The 18,119-nt window shown below is 74.1% G+C and carries 14 protein-coding genes, 1 tRNA gene and 1 riboswitch; of the genes, 11 read left to right on the forward strand and 4 right to left on the reverse strand.

The window, feature by feature from the left end; all coding sequences use genetic code 11:
- Positions 1 to 36 precede the first annotated feature (36 nt).
- The 3 genes from ACIO9K_RS19895 to ACIO9K_RS19905 are packed head-to-tail and all read left to right on the forward strand — an operon-like array spanning position 37 to position 4,390.
- A complete protein-coding gene (locus ACIO9K_RS19895) occupies positions 37 to 903 on the forward strand; it encodes an FAD binding domain-containing protein (protein ID WP_363587211.1) in 867 nt (288 codons plus the stop codon).
- A complete protein-coding gene (locus tag ACIO9K_RS19900; RefSeq protein ID WP_400331456.1) occupies positions 900 to 2,066 on the forward strand; it encodes a 2Fe-2S iron-sulfur cluster-binding protein in 1,167 nt (388 codons plus the stop codon). The genes ACIO9K_RS19895 and ACIO9K_RS19900 overlap by 4 nt, the downstream gene beginning before the upstream one ends.
- Positions 2,063 to 4,390: a xanthine dehydrogenase family protein molybdopterin-binding subunit gene (locus tag ACIO9K_RS19905; protein ID WP_079135849.1), complete on the forward strand. Its 2,328-nt coding sequence runs from the start codon at positions 2,063 to 2,065 to the stop codon at positions 4,388 to 4,390. Before ACIO9K_RS19900 ends, ACIO9K_RS19905 begins: the two co-directional genes overlap by 4 nt.
- A gap of 96 nt (positions 4,391 to 4,486) precedes the next feature.
- Here the strand turns inward: ACIO9K_RS19905 and ACIO9K_RS19910 are convergent.
- A tRNA-Cys gene (locus ACIO9K_RS19910) sits at positions 4,487 to 4,558 on the reverse strand.
- 85 nt (positions 4,559 to 4,643) lie between these two features.
- Positions 4,644 to 4,710, forward strand: a riboswitch (guanidine-III (ykkC-III) riboswitch).
- A gap of 43 nt (positions 4,711 to 4,753) precedes the next feature.
- On the opposite strand from ACIO9K_RS19910, the gene ACIO9K_RS19915 reads away from it, so the two are divergent.
- Both ACIO9K_RS19915 and ACIO9K_RS19920 read left to right on the forward strand, forming a co-directional pair.
- The gene (locus ACIO9K_RS19915; protein ID WP_350881126.1) at positions 4,754 to 5,068 is read left to right on the forward strand and encodes an SMR family transporter; all 315 of its coding nucleotides are present in this window, start codon (positions 4,754 to 4,756) and stop codon (positions 5,066 to 5,068) included.
- Between the two features lie 116 nt (positions 5,069 to 5,184).
- On the forward strand, positions 5,185 to 6,642 hold the full coding sequence (locus ACIO9K_RS19920) for an MFS transporter (RefSeq protein WP_400331461.1): 1,458 nt from the start codon (positions 5,185 to 5,187) through the stop codon (positions 6,640 to 6,642).
- A gap of 3 nt (positions 6,643 to 6,645) precedes the next feature.
- Here ACIO9K_RS19920 and ACIO9K_RS19925 read toward each other — a convergent pair whose 3' ends face one another.
- Entirely contained in the window at positions 6,646 to 7,932 is a 1,287-nt protein-coding gene (locus ACIO9K_RS19925; protein WP_400331464.1) for a hypothetical protein, read from the reverse strand.
- A gap of 404 nt (positions 7,933 to 8,336) precedes the next feature.
- Here ACIO9K_RS19925 and ACIO9K_RS19930 point away from each other — a divergent pair, with 404 nt between their 5' ends.
- From ACIO9K_RS19930 to ACIO9K_RS19940, 3 genes are read left to right on the forward strand one after another with little or no spacing between them, the layout of a single operon-like run.
- Entirely contained in the window at positions 8,337 to 8,981 is a 645-nt protein-coding gene (locus tag ACIO9K_RS19930; protein WP_363587202.1) for a class F sortase, read from the forward strand.
- Positions 8,978 to 10,294 (forward strand): alpha/beta hydrolase, encoded by a 1,317-nt coding sequence (locus tag ACIO9K_RS19935; RefSeq protein WP_400331467.1) that lies wholly within the window; start codon positions 8,978 to 8,980, stop codon positions 10,292 to 10,294. The genes ACIO9K_RS19930 and ACIO9K_RS19935 overlap by 4 nt, the downstream gene beginning before the upstream one ends.
- Positions 10,291 to 12,831 (forward strand): phosphatidylglycerol lysyltransferase domain-containing protein, encoded by a 2,541-nt coding sequence (locus tag ACIO9K_RS19940; protein ID WP_363587200.1) that lies wholly within the window; start codon positions 10,291 to 10,293, stop codon positions 12,829 to 12,831. Before ACIO9K_RS19935 ends, ACIO9K_RS19940 begins: the two co-directional genes overlap by 4 nt.
- Positions 12,832 to 12,904: 73 nt before the next feature.
- Here the strand turns inward: ACIO9K_RS19940 and ACIO9K_RS19945 are convergent, their stop codons facing one another.
- Entirely contained in the window at positions 12,905 to 13,345 is a 441-nt protein-coding gene (locus ACIO9K_RS19945) for an SsgA family sporulation/cell division regulator (RefSeq protein ID WP_350881138.1), read from the reverse strand.
- Positions 13,346 to 13,655: 310 nt separating this feature from the next.
- On the opposite strand from ACIO9K_RS19945, the gene ACIO9K_RS19950 reads away from it, so the two are divergent.
- From ACIO9K_RS19950 to ACIO9K_RS19960, 3 genes are all read left to right on the forward strand, one after another.
- Positions 13,656 to 15,488, forward strand: a complete 1,833-nt coding sequence (locus ACIO9K_RS19950; protein ID WP_363587210.1) for a DEAD/DEAH box helicase — start codon at positions 13,656 to 13,658, stop codon at positions 15,486 to 15,488.
- Positions 15,489 to 15,963: 475 nt separating this feature from the next.
- Entirely contained in the window at positions 15,964 to 16,614 is a 651-nt protein-coding gene (locus ACIO9K_RS19955; protein ID WP_350881140.1) for a helix-turn-helix domain-containing protein, read from the forward strand.
- A 35-nt stretch (positions 16,615 to 16,649) separates the two neighbouring features.
- Positions 16,650 to 17,456, forward strand: a complete 807-nt coding sequence (locus tag ACIO9K_RS19960; protein WP_363620104.1) for a S16 family serine protease — start codon at positions 16,650 to 16,652, stop codon at positions 17,454 to 17,456.
- Positions 17,457 to 17,488: 32 nt separating this feature from the next.
- Here ACIO9K_RS19960 and ACIO9K_RS19965 read toward each other — a convergent pair whose 3' ends face one another.
- The gene (locus ACIO9K_RS19965) at positions 17,489 to 18,049 is read right to left on the reverse strand and encodes an Lrp/AsnC family transcriptional regulator (protein ID WP_350881144.1); all 561 of its coding nucleotides are present in this window, start codon (positions 18,047 to 18,049) and stop codon (positions 17,489 to 17,491) included.
- Positions 18,050 to 18,119: the final 70 nt, after the last annotated feature.

The following is an 18,119-nucleotide window of genomic DNA, read 5'->3' on the forward strand; positions in this document are numbered from 1 at the left end:
GTGGAGCACGGTGGGACCCAGGTGAACCGGACGATCATGCTGCCGGCCTCCCTCGACGAGGCCGTCGACGCGCTGGCCGCCACCCCGGCCGCGGTACCGGTGGCCGGAGCCACCGACCTGATGGAAGCCGTCAACGCCGGACGGCTACGCCCCGCCGCCCTGGTCGGCCTCGGCCGGATCACCGAACTGCGCGGCTGGCGCTACGAGGACGGCGGCACCGCCGTCCTCGGCGCCGGACTCACCCACGCCCGGATGGACCGCCCCGACTTCGCCGCGCTCATCCCCGCGCTCGCGGACGCCGCCCGCACCGCCGGCCCGCCGCAGGTCCGCAACGTCGGCACCCTCGGCGGCAATATCGTCACCGCCGCCCCGGCCGGCGACACCCTCCCGGTGCTCACCGCCCTGGAGGCCAGCGTCACCCTCGCCCGGGCCGGCGCCAGCCGCGAGGTGCCGGTCAGTCACCTGCTCACCGGCCTCGACCCGGTGCGCCCCGGCGAACTCCTCACCTGGGTGCGCGTCCCGCTGCTGCACGCCCCGCAGGTCTTCCTCAAGGCCACCGGCCGCAGCGGCCCGGCCCGCGCCACCGCCTCCGTCGCGCTGGTCCTCGACCCCGCCCGGCGCGCCGTGCGCTGCGCGGTCGGCGCCGTCGCACCGGTGCCGCTGCGCCCGCTGGAGGCCGAGGCCTGGGTCGCCGGCTGCATCGACTGGGACGGCAGCCGGGAGATCGACCCGGCCGCGACCGCCGCCTTCGGCGAGTACGTGGCCACCGCCTGCGTCCCCGACAGCTACGGCGCCGAAGGCGCCTGGGAGGCCGTGACCGAGGGGCCGAGCGCGGCCGCCGTTCGGCTGCGGCGTACCGTATCGGTGCTGGCCCGACGGGCACTGGGAAGGGCGCTGAAGTGACCACAGACCCCATCGAGACCCTCGACGCCGACCCGCTCGGCCTCACCCCGCAGGTCAGCCGCGAGCTGCGCCCGTGCGCCTCGTACACCTTGCGGGTCAACGGTTTCGAACGGCCCGTCACCGACGCCTGGATCGGCGAGAGCCTGCTCTACGTGCTGCGCGAGCGGCTCGGCCTGGCCGGTGCCAAGGACGGCTGCGAGCAGGGCGAGTGCGGGGCCTGCTCGGTGCAGGTGGACGGCCAGCTGGTGGCCGGCTGCCTGGTGCCCGCCGCGCTGGCCGCCGACAGCGAGATCAACACCGTCGAGGGCCTGTCGGCCGCCGGCGGCGCGAGCGACGTCCAGCAGGCGCTGGCCGAGTCCGGCGCGGTGCAGTGCGGCTACTGCACCCCCGGCATGGCGATGGCGGTGCACGACCTGCTCCAGCGCAACCACCGCCCGACCGAGGTCGAGGCCCGCCAGGCGCTCTGCGGCAACCTCTGCCGCTGCACCGGCTACCGCGGCGTGCTGGCCGCCGTCCAGAGCATCGCCGACGCGCGCGCCGAGGACGCCGAGGAGACGGAGGAGGCGGCCTCTCCGGCCGCCGCCCAGGCCGCCGCCCCGGTCGCGGGACAGCCCGCCGAACAGCCCGCCGGGGAAGCGGCCGCCGGACCGGAGCCGGCCGCCGAACCGCCGGTCTACGCCGACTCCGACGCCTGGATCGAGCACGTCCCGCAGCCGCCCGCCGAGCAGCCCCCGGCCGGCACCGACCAGCCGTACGGCGACGGCCAGGGCGGCTACGACACCGGCGTGTACGACACCGCCGTCCTGACGCCGGTCCAGGGCATCCCCGCCCAGACCACCGACGACCAGGTGTACTACCCGCCCCAGGGCTACCCCGAGCAGCCGTACCAGGGCACCCCCGCCCACGGCACCTACGTGCCCGGCGGCTACCCGCAGCAGAACGGCTACGACGCCGGGTACGACGCCCCGGTCTACGAACCCACCCCCGCGCACGGCACGCCGCTGCCCGGGGCCGCCTTCGACGGCACGCCCCCGCACGGCACGCCGTACGTCGCCACGCCCCCGCACGGCGCTCCGGCCGGCGGCACCGCCCCGGCCGGCGTCCCGTACGGCGCCACCCCCGCCCACGGCATCCGGCTCCCCGAGGACGACCACGCATCATGACGTCGCCTACCGACATCGGCGCAGCACTCCAGCAGGACGGCGGCGAGGGCGGCGCACCGGAGCCGTTCGGCCTGGGCAGCTCACCGCTGCGCAGCGACGCGCTGCCCAAGGCGCTCGGCATCTACCCGTACGCGGCCGACCTGTGGGCCGAGGGGCTGCTCTGGGGCGCGGTGCTGCGCTCGCCGCACCCGCACGCCCGGATCAGGGGCATCGACACCGCGGCCGCGCTCGCGCTGCCCGGCGTGCACGCCGTGGTCACCGCCGCCGACCTGCCGCCCGGCCCGGACGGAACCCCGGACGGCGCCCCGGCCGGGCCGATCGTCGCCGACCGGCCGGTGCTGGCCGCGGGCGTGGTGCGCCACCACGGCGAGCCGATCGCCGCGGTGGCCGCCGACCACCCGGACACCGCCCGGCTGGCGGTCGGTCTGATCGCGGTCGACTACGAGCCGCTGGAGGCCGTCACCGATCCCGAGCAGGCCTTCACCGCTCCGTCGCTGCACCCGGACGGCAACCTGTTCCGCCACCTGCCGCTGCGCACCGGGGACCCGGACGCGGCCGGCGAGATCATCATCGAGGGCCTCTACCAGGTCGGCCGTCAGGACCCGGCCCCGCTCGGGGCCGAGGCCGGGCTGGCCGTGCCGCGCCCGGACGGCGGCGTCGAACTGCACCTGTCCTCCACCGACCCGCACGGCGACCGCGACCGCACCGCCGCCTGCCTCGGCCTGGAGCCCGACCGGGTCCGGCTGGTGGTCACCGGCGTGCCCGGGGCCACCACCGACCGCGAGGATCTCTCTTTCCAGGTCACCCTGGCGCTGCTGGCGCTGCGCACCGGCCGCCCGGTGAAGATGACCCTCACCCGCGAGGAGTCCTTCCACACCCACCCCTCGCGCCACCCCGCGCTGCTGCGCTACCGCCACCACGCCGACGCCGAGGGCACCCTGGTGAAGGTCGAGGCGCAGATCCTGCTGGACGGCGGCGCGTACGCGGACGTCTCCGCCGAGGCGCTGGCCGCCGCCACCGCCTTCTCGGTCGGCCCGTACGTCTGCCCGAACGTCTTCGTGGACGCCTGGGCGGTGCGCACCAACAACCCGCCGGCCGGGCGGATGCGCGGCGAGGGCGCGTTGCAGGCCTGCTTCGCCTACGAGTCGCAGCTGGACCAGCTGGCCGCCCGGATCGGCGTGGACCCGGTGGAGATCCGCCGCCGCAACGCGATGGCCACCGGCGACCCGATGCCCACCGGACAGGCCGTCACCTGCCCGGCGCCGGTCGGCGCGCTGCTGGAGGCCGTCGCGGCCGAGCCGCTGCCGGCCCTGCCGGTGGACGACCCGGACGCCGAGTGGCTGCTGCCGGGCGGGCCCGGTGGGGCCGGCGACCCGGCGGCGGTGCGGCGCGGGATCGGCTACGCCGTCGGCATGGTGCACATGCTCGGCGCCGAGGGCGAGGACGAGGTCTCCACCGCCACCGTGCGGGTCAGCGGCGACCACGCCACGGTGATCTGCGCGGCCGTCGACTCCGGACAGGGCTTCGCCACGCTGGCCCGGCAGATCGTGCAGACCGTGCTGGGCGTCAGCGAGGTGTACATCGCGCCGGCCGACAGCGACCAGTCCATCGCCGGTCCCTCCGCCCGGGGCCGGCACACCTGGGTCTCCGGCGGCGCCGTCGAGCGCGCCGCGCTGATGGTCCGCCACCAGCTGCTCCAGCCGATCGCCGCCAACTTCGGGATGTCGGTGGAACTGCTGCAGATCGCCGACGGCAAGATCACCTCGTACGACGGGGTGCTCGGCATGCCGGTCGCCGAGGCGCTGGAGGGCAAGGAGCTCTGGGCGACGGCCCAGTGCCGACCGCACCCCACCGAACCGCTGGACGAGTCCGGGCAGGGCGACGCCTTCGTGTCGATCGCGTTCTGCGCGATGCGCGCGGTGGTGGACGTGGACATCGAGCTGGGCGCCGTCCGGGTGGTCGAGATGACGGTCGCCCAGGACGTCGGCCGGGCGCTGAACCCGCGGCAGATCGAGGACCGGATCGAGGCGGGCGTGGCCCAGGGCGTCGGCCTGGCGCTGCTGGAGGACCTGCGCACCGAGGGCGGCGTGCTGCTGAACCCCTCGCTCACCGGCTACCGGCTGCCCACCGCGCTGGACACCCCGCAGGTGCGCATCGCCGCCCTGCTGGAGGAGCGGGACGTGGTCGCCACCTTCGGGGCCAAGGCGGTCAGCGCCGCCCCCGCGGTGGTCGCCCCGGCGGCCGTGGCCGCCGCCGTCCGGGCGGCCACCGGCCTGCCGGTCGGCCGGCTGCCGATCCGGCCGGAGGACGCGGTCGCGGTCTGACGGCCGGGGGCGGCGGCTTCGGCCGACCGCCCCGGAAATACCGGAAACAGGAATTGCCGGTCGACGGAATGTCGACCGGCAATTCCATTTCCGGCGAGGCCATGACGGGAATCGAACCCGTGTACACCGCTTTGCAGACGGTTCCCTAAGCCACTCGGGCACACGGCCAGTGAATTCATAGTGGCGGAATGCGCGGGGGGCCGTCAACGGCGGAATGTAAATTCTGTATGGCGGCTTGTGCTACGGTCGGAACCAGGTGGTCGGTTGCCCGGCCGCCCCGGACGAGCGCGTCGTACCCGGTGACGACAAGACGGCGCAGTTCAGCGGCAATCCGGCCGCTGTGGACTGCGGAGGTAGGCCGTCATGGCATGGCTCGTTCTGATCATCTCGGGTGTCCTGGAGACCGTGTGGGCGGTGGCCCTGGAGTCGTCCAAGGGCTTTTCCCGGCTCACCCCCAGCCTCGTCTTCGGTGTGGCCCTGCTGCTGAGCATGGGCGGGCTGGCGTACGCGATGCGCACCATTCCGATCGGCACCGGCTACGCGGTCTGGGTCGGCATCGGTGCGGTCGGCACCGCGCTCTACGGCATGGCCGTCCTGGGGGACGCGGTGACGGCGGCCCGGATCGGCTGCCTGCTGCTCATCGTCTCCGGCGTGGTCGGCCTGAAGGTGCTCCACTGACCGCCGCCTGAGCTTCGCCCGCCCTTCCCCCGACCCCGGTCCTAGGCCCAGCGACCTAGCTGGTCACCGACTCGGGTCAGGGGTCATGAAGGCAGACGGCCCTTACGATGTTACGTATGACCACTGCCTCCCCCACCTCGGTCGACCCCGCCTCGATACCCTCCGAACTCGACCCCGGGGGCGGGGTCCTCAGCGGCCGCTACCGCGCTCTGACGCTGGGGATCGTGTCGGTGGTCCTGGTGATCGCCTTCGAGGCGACCGCCGTCAACACCGCGATGCCGACCGCGGCCCGCCAGCTGAACGGCATCGGGCTGTACGCCTTCGCCTTCTCCGGCTACTTCACCACCACGCTGTTCGCGCTGGTCGTCTCCGGGCAGTGGTGCGACCGGCGCGGGCCGATGCAGCCGCTGTTCACCGGCATCGCGGTGTTCGGGGTGGGCCTGGTGGTGGCCGGGACGGCGCCGGGCATGTGGGTGTTCGTGGCCGGGCGGGCGATCCAGGGCCTGGGCGGCGGGCTGGTGATCGTCGCGCTGTACGTGGTGGTCGGCCGGGCCTACCCGGAGCGGCTGCGGCCGGCGGTGTTCGCGGCCTTCTCCTCGGCCTGGGTGCTGCCCTCGATCATCGGGCCGCTGGTCTCCGGCGCGATCACCCAGCACCTCGGCTGGCGCTGGGTGTTCCTGGCCGTGCCGGTGCTGATCCTGCTGCCGCTGGCCGTGATGGGCCCCGCGCTGACCCGCTCCGAGCGGGAGCACCCGGTGGCCAGGGGCTCGGACTTCGACCGCCGGCGCACCCTGCTGGCCGCGATGGCGGCGCTCGGTGCCGGCCTGCTGCAGTACGCGGGCGGGCGGCACGACCTGATCGGGCTGCTCCCCGGGATCGTCGGGGCGGCGCTGCTGGTGCCGGCCGTCCTGGGGCTGTTGCCCGAGCGGACCCTGCGGGCCGGGCGGGGGCTGCCGGCGGTGATCCTGCTGCGCGGACTGGCGGCCGGGGCGTTCCTCGGGGCCGAGGCCTTCGTCCCGCTGATGATGACCACCGAGCGCGGCCTCTCGCCGACGATGTCGGGGCTCACCCTGACCAGCGGCGGGCTCACCTGGGCGCTGGGCTCCTGGCTGCAGGGGCGGCCGGGAGCCGAGCGCTACCGCGAGGCGATGATCCGGGGCGGGTTCGTGCTGACCGCGGTGGCGATCGCGGGCGCCGCGCTGGTGCTGGTCCCGGCGGTGCCGGCCTGGGTGGCGGCGGTGGCCTGGGGCGTCGGCGGCATCGGGATGGGACTGACGGTCGCGAGCGTCAGCGTGCTGATGATGAAGCTCTCCGCGCCGGAGGACGCCGGGGTGAACTCGGCGGCCCTGCAGATGAGCGACGCGCTGGGCAACGTCCTGCTGACGGGCCTGGCGGGGGTGATGTTCGCGGTGCTGGGCGGCGGCTCGCTCGCCGCCGCCCACGAGGGCGCCGGGGCCACCGCCTCGTCCGGGGCCGCCGGCTCGCCCGGGGCCTTCGCGGTGATCCTGCTGGCCATGGCCGGCGTGGCGCTGCTGGGGGCGCTGCTCGCCGGCCGGGTCCGGGCCAGGTCCTGAGGGTCAGCCGGCAGCGGCGGCGGAGGGCACCGGCGGTGCCCCGGGGGTGCCGAGGAAGGCCTCCCAGCCGCCGGTCGGCGCCTGGCCCGGGGCGAGGCCCTGGAGCTTGCGCAGCACCGCCTGGTCCTGGGCGTCCAGCCAGTCCACCAGTTGGCGGAACGAGACCAGCCGGACCTCCGGCTTGTCCGCGATCGTCCGGAGCACGTCCTCGACGGCGTTCATGTAGATGCCGCCGTTCCACTCCTCGAAGTGGTTGCCGATGACGTACGGCGCCCGGTTGCCGTTGTAGGTGCGGTCGAATCCCAGCAGGTAGGAGTCGCGGGCCTGGGCCTGGAAGCCCGGGTAGAGCGCCGGGTCGGCCTTGGTGTTGGGGCCGCACTGGTTGTACATGATGTTGTAGTCCATCGACAGCACCTGGAAGGTGTGCCCGGGGAAGGGGATGGACTGCAGCGGGAGGTCCCAGAGCGCACCGCCCTGGATCTTCTGCGGCCACACCTGGGTGCCGTTGCCGCTGCTGTCGTAGCGCCAGCCGCGCTTGACCGCGGTGGGCAGCAGGTTGCGCTGGCCCTCCAGGCAGGGGGTGCGGCTGCCGATCAGCTCCCTGCGGTAGTCGAAGGGCAGCGCCGGCAGGTCGGTGAAGCCGGTGTTGGTGCGCCAGTTCGTCACGAAGTCCATGGCCTGCTGGATCTCGCTGTCCCACTCCTCCGGGGACCACTTGCCGACGCCGGTGTCGCCGCAGAAGTGGCCGTTGAAGTGGGTGCCGATCTCGTGGCCCTCCAGCCAGGCCGCGTGCACGTTCTCCAGGGTGTCGTGGATGTGCTGGTCGGTGAGGTAGCCGATCTCGGAGGCGCCGACCTTGTGCTGCGGGGGGCGGTAGAGGTCCTTCTTGGACTCGGGCAGCAGGTAGAGGCCGCTGAGGAAGAAGGTCATCGAGGCGTTGTGCTCCTGCGCCAGCCGGCGGAAGCGGGCGAACAGTCCGTTGTCGAGTTCGCCGGCGCCGTCCCAGGAGAAGACCACGAACTGCGGCGGCCGTTCGCCGGCCTTGAGCCGCTCGGGGGTGGGCTGGTGGGGCTGGGCCCCGGTGTCGGAGGTGGAGCCGTCGCCGATCAGGACGGCCTGCTGCTCGGTGGCGTCGGTGGGGTCGGAACTCTGGTCGACGGCCGCGCCGGTGGGGGGAACGGCCGAACCGACCATCGGCTTGTCGGCGCTGTTGCTTCCGCAGCCGGTCGCCAGGGTGGCGGCGGAGGCCGCACCGGCGGCCAGCAGGGTGCGGCGTGAGAGAGCGGCCATGGTCACTCCGTTCATGAGGCGTTCGGCAGGCGTACAGGCGTGCGGAAATCCGGTCGGACAAGTGGGGTGATAGAACCCGTGACCGGGTCAGCATGGCAGCTGGGCTCGATCGGTCGGCCAGGCGCCACTGGCGGTCGTCATCGATCGCCCGATTGACGCAACCGGACCGGCCCCCCGCGCCGTCGAAGCTCGTACCGAGGCGTTCCGGTGGCGCCTTCCCCTGGGGAACGGCCGTCGCGTTCCGTCACCGGATGCCCACGGGGTGCACGGATTCGGGCGGTTGCCCTGCCGATCGGGGGGTGTCATTACGCCCATCGTGTGGACGTGCTTTAAGGTCCGATCCGATTGAATTGTTTCCCAGGAAACTCCCAGGATCGGGAATCCGTCGGTAGAGGGGAGCGCCCGTGGGCGTCCAGCAGAGCAGGAGCCCGTGGCCGGGCACCCTGGCGGCCGGTGCCGCGCTGGTGCTCGGCGCCTGGCTGCTGCACGACGGCGGGCAGGGTGCGCTGCCGCCCGCCCCGGGCAGCACGCAGACGCTGTCCGGCTTCGCCCCGGTCTCCGTCGTCCCGCCGCTGGGCCCCTCCGACCCCATCCGCATCCGCATCCCGGCCGTCCGGCTGGACGCCCCGGTCACCGCGCTCGGGCTCGACCCCGACGGCCACCTCCAGGCCCCGCCCGAGGCGGACCGCAACCTGGCGGGCTGGTACCGCGGCGGGGCCAGCCCCGGGCAGCGCGGCACCGCCATCCTGGCCGGGCACGTCGACAACAAGGCCGGCCCGGCCGTCTTCTACAACCTGGGGGCGCTCCGGCGCGGAGACCGGATCGAGATCGCCCGCGCGGACGGCGCCGTCGCCGTCTACCAGCTGTACGCCATCGAAGTGCACGACCGAAAGGACTTCCCGGACGACCGGGTCTACCGCCAGGCCGCCGACGCTCAGCTGCGGGTCATCACCTGCGGCGGCGCGTACAGCGCCGAGCACGGCTACGAGGGCAACGTCGTCGCCTACGGCTTCCTGGCCGACACCACCCGGCCGGGCAAAGCCGCATGACCACGCTGACCCTCGCCACCCGCTGGAACCCGATCGACTGGCCGCTCACCCACGGCCCGATCCCGTACGCCGTGCTCGCCGCGGGCTGGGGGTCGCTGGTCCTGCTCGCGTTCTCCCGCCACGAACGCTGGCGGGCCCCGCGCCTCTTCGGCGCCCTGATGCTGGCCGGAACGCTCACCGCCCTGGTGAAGCTCGGCGTCGACGGCTGGTGGCACCCCTTCCCGGAGGGCACACCGGACTTCGTCCTGCGCTGGATAGCCGTCGCGCTGTTCGCGATATCCCTGGTCTGCTTCCGCGCGCCGCTGCTCGCCGTCCGCCGCCGGCTGCTGGCGACCGGAGCCGCCGTCCTGGTGCTGCTGATGGCCGCCTCGCAGGTCAACCGGGGCTTCGACCAGTACCCGACCGCCCGGGCCATGCTGGTGCCCGGGGTCCAGGCGCTGACCACGGGCAAGGTGGCCAGCACCATCGCCGCCACGCCCGGCAAGCCCGTCGAGGAGCTCTGGCACGCGCCGCCCGGCCTGCCCGCGAAGGGCACCCTCTCCACCGTGACCATCCCCGGCACCAAGTCCGGCTTCACGGCCCGCGACGGGTACGTCTACCTGCCGCCCGCCTACCAGGCCAATCCCCGGCCGCTGCTGCCCGTCGTGGTGCTGCTGCCCGGCCAGCCCGGCGCTCCGGTGGACTGGATCACCTCCGGGGCCATCCAGGAGACCCTGGACGCCTTCGCCGCCGACCACCAGGGCCTCGCCCCGATCGTGGTGGTCGCCGACCCCACCGGCAGCCCGTTCACCAACACGCTCTGCATGGACTCCCGGATCGCCAAGGCGCACACCTACCTGGCCACCGACGTCCCGGACTGGATCCACCACAACCTGCAGACCGCCACCGGCCGGGGCGCCTTCGCCATCGGCGGGCTCTCGCTCGGCGGCACCTGCTCGCTCCAGCTGGCCGTCAACGCGCCCGGGGTCTACGGCACCTTCCTGGACATCTCCGGCCAGGACGAGCCGACCCTGGGCGACCGCGGCGAGACCGTCGACAAGGCCTTCGGCGGCGACGAGGCCGCGTTCGACGCCGTCGACCCGGTGCACGTCATGGCCCGGCAGAAGTTCCCCGACACCGCAGGCATGTTCGTGGTCGGCGCCAACGACCCGGACTTCCGACCCATGCAGGAGAAGGCCTATGCGGCGGCACAGGCGGCCGGAATGAAGGTCGGCTACCAGACCATCCCCGGCTGGCACAGCTGGGTGGTGTTCCGCCAGGCCTTCGAACAGAACCTGGCCTGGCTCTCCCAGCAGACTGGGCTGATCCGGTGATCCGGCTCCCCGCGGCCCCCGCGCCGGCCAAGGAACAGGAGTGGCCGTCGGACCGCGCGCCGGTCGCCGGGACGCCGGAGCCGCGCCCGCAGCGGGCCTGGCGGGCGACCCGGACGTTCGGCGTGTGGCTGCGCTCGGCGCCGCTCACCCTGGTGCTGCTGGCCGGGCTCTGGGCGCTCGGCGCGGCCACCGGCAGCCTGGCCCACGGGCCGTCCGAGCGACTGCTCGACCGGGTCGGGGCCGGCGTGCCCACGCTCGCCGAGGGCCACTGGTGGACGCCGTTCACCTCGCTGTTCTGGTGCTCCGGCCTGGGCTCGTACGTGTTCACCAGCCTGCTGCTGGTCCTGGTCGGCCCGGCCGCCGAGCACCGGCTCGGGTGGCTGCGCACGCTCGCGGTGCTGGTCGGCGGGCAACTGGCGGGCACCCTGCTCGGCACCGGGCTGATCGCGGTCGGCTCCCGGGTCGGCGAGCAGTGGACCGTCTCGGTGGCCGACCAGACCTCGGTCGGCCCCGGCGTCGGCCTGTTCGCGCTGGCCGGGGTGCTCGGCTACCGGCTCACCGTGCTCTGGCGCCGCCGGCTGCACCTGCTGGTGCTGCTCGCCCCGCTGGTCATGACGCTGTACGTGGGCCACCTGCAGAGCGTCCAGCGGTGCGCCGCCGCGCTCGTCGGGCTGGGCGCCGGCGCGCTGCTCGCCCGGGGCGGGCTGCACCTGCGCACCCACCGCTCCTCGCACTCCGAGACCCGGGTGCTGGTGGCGCTCTGCCTGGTCGCCGCCGCCCTCGGCCCGCTGATCGCCTCGCTGTACGACAACGCCAGCGGGCCGTTCAACACCTTCTCCGAGCTGTACTTCTCGCACCGGCTCAGCCCGGAGGAGGTGGCCGACTTCTGCGCGCTGTCGGCGCACGACTGCGCCCGCGCGCACGCCGTCGAGCGGATCTTCGACACCCCGGGCCGGCTGATGGCCGCGCTGTTCCCGGCGCTGCTGCTGGTCCTGGCCGAGGGGCTGCGCCGGGGGCTGCGGCTCGCCTGGCGGATCACCGTCGCCACCGAGCTGCTCTGGGCGGCGCTGCTGGGCTGGCTGTACCTCGACTCCGGCCCGGTCAGCGGCGACGTGGTCCAGTACTTCGTCGAGGCGCTGCTGCTGCCGCTGCTCACCCTCGGCCTGCTGCTGGCCACCCGGCAGCGCTTCCGGCTGCGGCTGGCCGGCCGGGCGGTGCTGCGGCTGGGCGCGCTGCTCGGCGGCGCCGCCCTGGCGGCCTCGGCCGCGTACGTGGGGCTCGGGCGCCTCGCGGCCGACCAGTTCGAGCCGGGGGCGAACATCCGCCGGCTGCTGCACGGGCTGCCCGCGCAGTTCCTGCCGCCCGCCTACAACGACCTGCTGCCGGACTACCCGATCGCGGTCGGCCCGGTGGCGCTGTTCCTGGAGACGTACTGCGGGCTGGCGTTCTGGGTGGTCGCGCTGACCGCGCTGCTGCTGGCCTTCCGCCGGCCGGTGCTGCACACCGACGCGGAGGCGGCCGCCCGGGCCAGGGCGCTGCTCACCGCGTACGGCGGCGGGACGCTGTCCTTCATCACCACCTGGGACGGCAACCACTACTGGTTCGACGAGGAGGGCCGGGCGGCCGTCGCCTACCGGGTGCACAACACGGTGGCGCTGACCACCGGCGACCCGTTCGGCGCGCCGGAGGCCCGGGCCCGGGCGGTGGCCGGGTTCGCCCGGTTCTGCGACCAGCGCGGCTGGACCCCGTGCTTCTACAGCGTCTCCCCGCAGACCCGGGAGGCCGCCGCGCAGCTCGGCTGGCGCTCGGTGCAGGTCGCCGAGGACACCGTGGTGGCGCTGCCCGAGCTGGCCTTCACCGGCCGCAAGTGGCAGGACATCCGGACCGCGCTGAACAAGGCCGGCAAGCAGGGCATCACCGCCGAGTGGTGGTCCCACCACGAGGCGCCGCGCGCGCTGCGGGACCAGATCCGGGCGATCTCCGAGGAGTGGGTCTCCGAGAAGGGCCTGCCCGAGATGGGCTTCACGCTCGGCGGACTGGAGGAGCTGGACGACCCGGACGTGCGGGTGCTGATCGCGGTGGACGAGCAGCGCGTCGTGCACGGGCTGACCAGTTGGATGCCGGTGTACGAGAACGGCGTGCCGGTCGGCTGGACGCTGGACTTCATGCGCCGGCGCTCGGACGGCTTCCGCGGCGTCAACGAGTTCCTGATCGCCTCGGCCGCGCTGGGCTTCAAGGAGGAGGGCGCGCGCTTCCTGTCGCTGTCCGGCGCGCCGCTGGCCCGCTCCGGGCAGGACGAGGAGCCCTCCGGCCTGCAGCGGATGCTGGACTGGATGGGACGGGTGCTGGAGCCGGTGTACGGCTTCCGCTCGCTGCTCGCGTTCAAGGCGAAGTTCCAGCCGGAGTACCGGCCGATGTACATGGCCTACCCCGACCCCGCCGCGCTGCCGAGCATCACCAGGGCGATCGGCAAGGCGTACCTGCCGCACCTGACGCCGGCGCAGGGCGTCCGGCTGATGCGCAGGCTGTCGGGCTGAGGCGCCCCGGGCCCCGGACCCGGGTGACGGCCGGAAGCGCGCTGACGCCCCGGACGCCTGCCCCGCGCGCCGCTCAGCCGAGCAGCTCGGCGAGCGCGCGGTCGGCGTCCAGGTGCAGGTGCTCCTCGCCCTCGGGGACGAGCAGCCGGCTGCGCCACAGGAAGCGGCGCAGGTCGGTGGTGTCGAACTGGAGCAGCGCGGTGCCCTCCGGCGCCCGCAGCTCGACCATGGTGCGCCGGCCGACCGCGGGCCGGACGTGGACGTCGCCGACGCCGGCCGGCAGCTCCAGGCCGGCCGAGAGCAGCTGGCGGGCGAAGACCCAGACGATGTCGTCGGCGCCGTCCGAGCCCGCGCCGCCGTCCGCCGGTTCGTCCAGCGAGAACTCGGCGGGGAAGGCCATCCGGACGGCGAGCGGGTCCTCCGGCAGGTAGCTCAGGAGCACCCGCAGCCGGACGGAGCGGTGGAGCGAGAGGATCAGACGGGCCTGGACGGTCTCTTCGGCGGCGGTGTGCACGGCGAGTCCCTTCGGGTCGGTGTGAGGCCGGTCGACAAGGGGGAGGGTGGGGGCGGCCTCACCCTGGTGAGAGTCCCGGGACCGGTCGTGATTACTCGGTTTCGGAACCGATCGGATGTGATCCGAGTCACGTCGATTTCCGGCCGCCCGGGCCCGGCGCGGAGCCTCGCCTGGCCGCCCCGGCGGCGCCGGGCCGGTACGCTGGGCGGGTTGTCCGATCGCCGCCCTTCCGCGGGGCGGGGCTGAGAAACCGCCCCTGACCTGCGATGATCCCCCCTCGGAGACCGTGAGTACTGCCGCCGCCTCCTCGATGCCGCTGTTCTCCGACGTGCCGGAGCCGCAGGCGCCCGCCCGGGGTGCCGGACCCGCCGCGTCCGCCGCCTCGCACCACCTCTCGCCGGCCTTCCCCGGCCGCGCCCCCTGGGGCACCGCGGGCAAGCTGCGGGCCTGGCAGCAGGGCGCGCTGGACAGGTACATCGAGACGCAGCCGCGCGACTTCCTCGCGGTCGCCACCCCGGGCGCCGGTAAGACCACCTTCGCGCTCACCCTGGCCTCGTACCTGCTGCACAACCACCTGGTGCAGCAGGTGACCGTCATCGCGCCGACCGAGCACCTGAAGAAGCAGTGGGCCGAGGCCGCCGCGCGGATAGGCATCCGGCTCGACCCGGCCTACTCCTCCGGCCCGCTCTCCCGGGACTACCACGGCATCGTGGTCACCTACGCGGGCGTCGGGGTCAACCCGATGCTGCACCGCAACCGGACCGAGGCGCGCAAGACCCTCGTGATCATGGACGAGATCCACCACGCCGGCGACTCCAAGTCCTGGGGCGAGGCCTGCTTCGAGGCCTTCGAGCCGGCCACCCGCCGGCTGGCGCTGACCGGGACGCCGTTCCGCTCCGACACCAACCCGATCCCGTTCGTCCAGTACGAGGCCGGCGGCGACGGCATCCGCAAGTCCGTCGCCGACTACACCTACGGCTACGGGCACGCGCTCGCCGACCACGTCGTCCGCCCGGTGATCTTCCTCAGCTACAGCGGCAACATGCGCTGGCGCACCAAGTCCGGTGACGAGCTGGAGGCCCGGCTCGGCGAGCCGATGACCAAGGACCTGATCGCCCAGGCCTGGCGCACCGCGCTGGCCCCGCAGGGCGAGTGGATCCCGTCCGTGCTGCAGGCCGCCGACCGGCGGCTGTCCGAGGTCCGCAAGGCGATCCCGGACGCCGGCGGGCTGGTCATCGCCACCGACCAGAACACCGCGCGCGCCTACGCCAAGATCCTGCGCGAGATCTCCGGCGAGAAGGCCACCGTGGTGCTCTCCGACGAGACCGAGGCCTCCCAGCGGATCTCCGACTACGCGGCCGGGGACTCGCGCTGGATGGTCGCGGTCCGGATGGTGTCCGAAGGCGTCGACGTGCCCCGGCTGTGCGTCGGGGTGTACGCCACCTCGATCTCCACCCCGCTGTTCTTCGCCCAGGCCGTCGGCCGCTTCGTGCGAGCCCGCAAGCGCGGCGAGACCGCCTCGGTGTTCCTGCCCACCATCCCGACGCTGCTCGGCTTCGCCAACGAGATGGAGGTCCAGCGCGACCACGTGCTGGACCGGCCGAAGAAGGAGGGCGAGGGCCTCTTCGACGAGGAGGACCGGCTGCTCGCCGAGGCCGAGCGGGCCAACGACGGGCCGGACGGCGCGGGCGGCGACGAGTTCTCCTACGAGGCGATCGGCTCCGACGCGGTCTTCGACCGGGTGCTGTACAACTCCATGGAGTTCGGCATGCAGGCCCACCCGGGGAGCGAGGAAGAGGACGACTACCTCGGCATCCCGGGCCTGCTGGAGCCGGACCAGGTGCAGATGCTGCTGCAGAAGCGCCAGCACCGGCAGATCCAGCGCAGCAAGGGCAAGCCCGCCGAGGAGGCCGACCTGCTGGAGCTGCCGGCCGAGCAGCGGCCGGTCGTCACCCACCAGGAACTCCGGGAGCTGCGCAAGGAGCTGAACGCGCTGGTGGCCGCCTGGCACCACCGCACCGACCAGCCGCACGGCACCGTCCACAACGAGCTGCGCCGTCAGTGCGGCGGCCCGCTGACCGCGCAGGCCACCGCCAACCAGCTGAAGGCGCGGATCGCCAAGATCCGCGAGTGGGCGAAGTAGCCGCGGCGGGCAGGCGGGCAGGCGGGCAGGCGGGCAGGCGGGTTCGGGAACGGGAACGGGGTCGGGAACGGGCTCGGAAACGGGCTCGGAGTCAGCCGCGGAATCAGGCGCGGGAACGGCACGGCGCGCGGCCGCGGGCCGGCCGCCCCGTTCCCGCGTGTCCGGACTCCGGAGCGCGGCCGGAGCCGCGCGCCGGCGGGCCCGGAGAAATGCGGGCATTTGTCCCGGTTCCGTCGCGCTGTTGAAGTCGATCACGCCCGAATTTTGGACAACCACTTCCGTCGCGACATTTCCTTCACTACCTTTCCCCCACGCTCTTCCACCGGGCAACCCCCACAGGACGGGCGCCGCAGGACCGCACGCACGTCAAGGACGACACCGCGAGCGGTCCGAGCGCGGCCACCCCACCTGCGCGCGACACCGAACCCGGTCCGGCGCCGCCTGCCCCGCGAGCGCCGCGGAAAGGATGCCCGTCGTGACTGCCGAGACCTCCCAGACCCTGGACCGTGGAGTCCGGGTCCTCAAACTCCTCGCCGACTCCGAGCGCGGGCTCACCGTCACCGAGCTGGCCGCCCGACTGGCCGTCAACCGCACCGTCGTCTACCGGCTGCTGGCCACCCTGGAACAGCACGGCCTGGTCCGCCGGGACATCGGCGGCCGCGCCCGGGTCGGCCTGGGCGTCCTGCGCCTGGCCCACCGGGTGCACCCGCTGCTGCGCGAGGCCGCGCTGCCGGCCCTGCGCAGCCTGGCCGAGGACCTCGGCGCCACCGCCCACCTCACCCTGGTGGACGGCAACGAGGCGCTGGCCGTCGCCGTGGTCGAGCCGAGCTGGACCGACTTCCACGTCGCCTACCGCACCGGGCTGCGCCACCCGCTCGGCGAGAGCGCGGCCGGCCGGGCCATCCTGGAGGCGCGCACCTTCCCCAGCCAGCGCCGGCCGGAGCAGGGGTTCGTCATCACCCGTGCGGAGGAGCAGTCCGGGGCCTGCGGCGCGGCCGCCGCGCTGATCGGACTGAGCGGCATCGAGGGCAGCGTCGGCGTGGTGATGCTGAACGGGCTGGTCCCCGAGCGGGTCGGCCCCCGGGTGGTGGAGGCGGCGACCGAGGTGGCCGACGCGCTGCGGTAGGCCGGCACGGGCCCCGGTGTGTTTGGATTCCCCTTGTGTCCGACACCAAGCTGCCCAAGGCCCTCACCTCCCCGCGGACCCGCGCGCTCACGCTCTGCGGGGTGCTGGTCGCCGCGCTGTTCGGCGTGGCCGCCTTCGTCCCGCTGCCGTACACGCTGACCTGGCCGGGCCTGACCGCGGACACCCTCGGCACGTACAAGGACAAGCCGGTCCTCACCGTGACCGGGGCGCCGCTGCGCACCACCGAGGGCGAGCTGCGGATGGTCACCATCTCGGCCACCAACCCGGGGGAGAAGACCACCTTCTGGCGCGCGCTCCAGGCCTGGTTCGACCAGGACGAGGCGGTGCGCCCGACCGACACGGTCTACCCGCCGGGCAACCCGGCCAAGGCCGAGGAGCAGACCGCCCAGCAGATGGCCGAGTCGCAGAACAGCGCCACCGCCGCCGCGCTCGGCTACCTCCACCTCTCGCCGGACCAGGTCAAGGTGAAGGTCGACCTGGGCGACGTCGGCGGCCCGAGCGCCGGGCAGATGCTGGCGCTGGGCATCATCGACAAGCTCGCCGGCGACGGCAAGGGCGGCGACCTCACCGGCGGGCTCACGATCGCGGGCACCGGCACCATCGACGACCAGGGCGTCGTCGGCGCGGTCGGCGGCGTCCCGCTCAAGACCCAGGCGGCCGCCCGGGACGGCGCGACGGTGTTCCTGCTGCCCAAGGACGAGTGCACGGACGCCAAGGTCAACACGCCCAAGACGCTGCGCCTGGTGCCGGTCGGCACGCTCGGCGAGGCGGTCTCGGCGCTGGAGGCGCTGAAGAGCGGCGGCGGCGTCCCCAGCTGCTGACGGGGGCGGAGGCCTCTGCCGTCGCGCGGGCCCTACTCGGCGGCGGCCTGGTCCACCAGCGGCAGGATGCGGTACGGCACCGGGTTCTCCAGCGCGATCGCGGTCGCCGAGCGGACGATCCCGTCGAAGCCCACCACCCGGTCGATCACCCGTTGCAGATCGGCGTTGGAGCGGGCCACGATCCGCACCATCATGTCCCCGGCCCCGGTGATGGTGTGCAGTTCCAGCACCTCCGGCACGTTCGCCAGGTGCGTCCGGACGTCGGCGCCCTGGCCCTGGGAGATCTCCAGGGTGGCGAAGGCCGTCACCGGGTAGCCGAGCGCCGCCGGGTCGACCTCCGGGCCGAAGCCGCCGATCACCCCCTTGGCCTGCAACCGGTCCAGCCGGGCCTGCACGGTGCCCCGGGCGACCTGGAGCCGGCGCGAGCACTCCAGCACCCCGATCCGGGGCTCCTCGGCGAGCAGCCGGATCAGCCGGCCGTCCAGCGCGTCGATCGAGTCGTTCCCGCCGCCCGTCCCGGGGGCGGCCGAAGCGCCCGGCGGGGCGGGGGAGTTGGGCGAGCCGGGGGAGCTCGGGGACTGGGCGGGGGGCATCGCGGCTCCGTCCTCCGGTGGGCATTCTGTACAGCGGCGCCGCCGATTCTCCCGCCCCGACGCACAGCTT

The organism is Kitasatospora sp. NPDC087271 (genome assembly GCF_044744605.1).
Classification (GTDB): domain Bacteria; phylum Actinomycetota; class Actinomycetes; order Streptomycetales; family Streptomycetaceae; genus Kitasatospora.

Bases quoted from the DNA above. Each gene is read 5' to 3' on its own strand.
- ACIO9K_RS19895 (WP_363587211.1), top strand. From the start codon at position 37: ATGCTGCCGGCCTCCCTCGACGAGGCCGTCGACGCGCTGGCCGCCACC.
- ACIO9K_RS19905 (WP_079135849.1), top strand. From the start codon at position 2,063: ATGACGTCGCCTACCGACATCGGCGCAGCACTCCAGCAGGACGGCGGC.
- ACIO9K_RS19915 (WP_350881126.1), top strand. From the start codon at position 4,754: ATGGCATGGCTCGTTCTGATCATCTCGGGTGTCCTGGAGACCGTGTGG.
- ACIO9K_RS19920 (WP_400331461.1), top strand. From the start codon at position 5,185: ATGACCACTGCCTCCCCCACCTCGGTCGACCCCGCCTCGATACCCTCC.
- ACIO9K_RS19925 (WP_400331464.1), bottom strand. From the start codon at position 7,932: ATGGCCGCTCTCTCACGCCGCACCCTGCTGGCCGCCGGTGCGGCCTCC.
- ACIO9K_RS19935 (WP_400331467.1), top strand. From the start codon at position 8,978: ATGACCACGCTGACCCTCGCCACCCGCTGGAACCCGATCGACTGGCCG.
- ACIO9K_RS19950 (WP_363587210.1), top strand. From the start codon at position 13,656: ATGCCGCTGTTCTCCGACGTGCCGGAGCCGCAGGCGCCCGCCCGGGGT.
- ACIO9K_RS19965 (WP_350881144.1), bottom strand. From the start codon at position 18,049: ATGCCCCCCGCCCAGTCCCCGAGCTCCCCCGGCTCGCCCAACTCCCCC.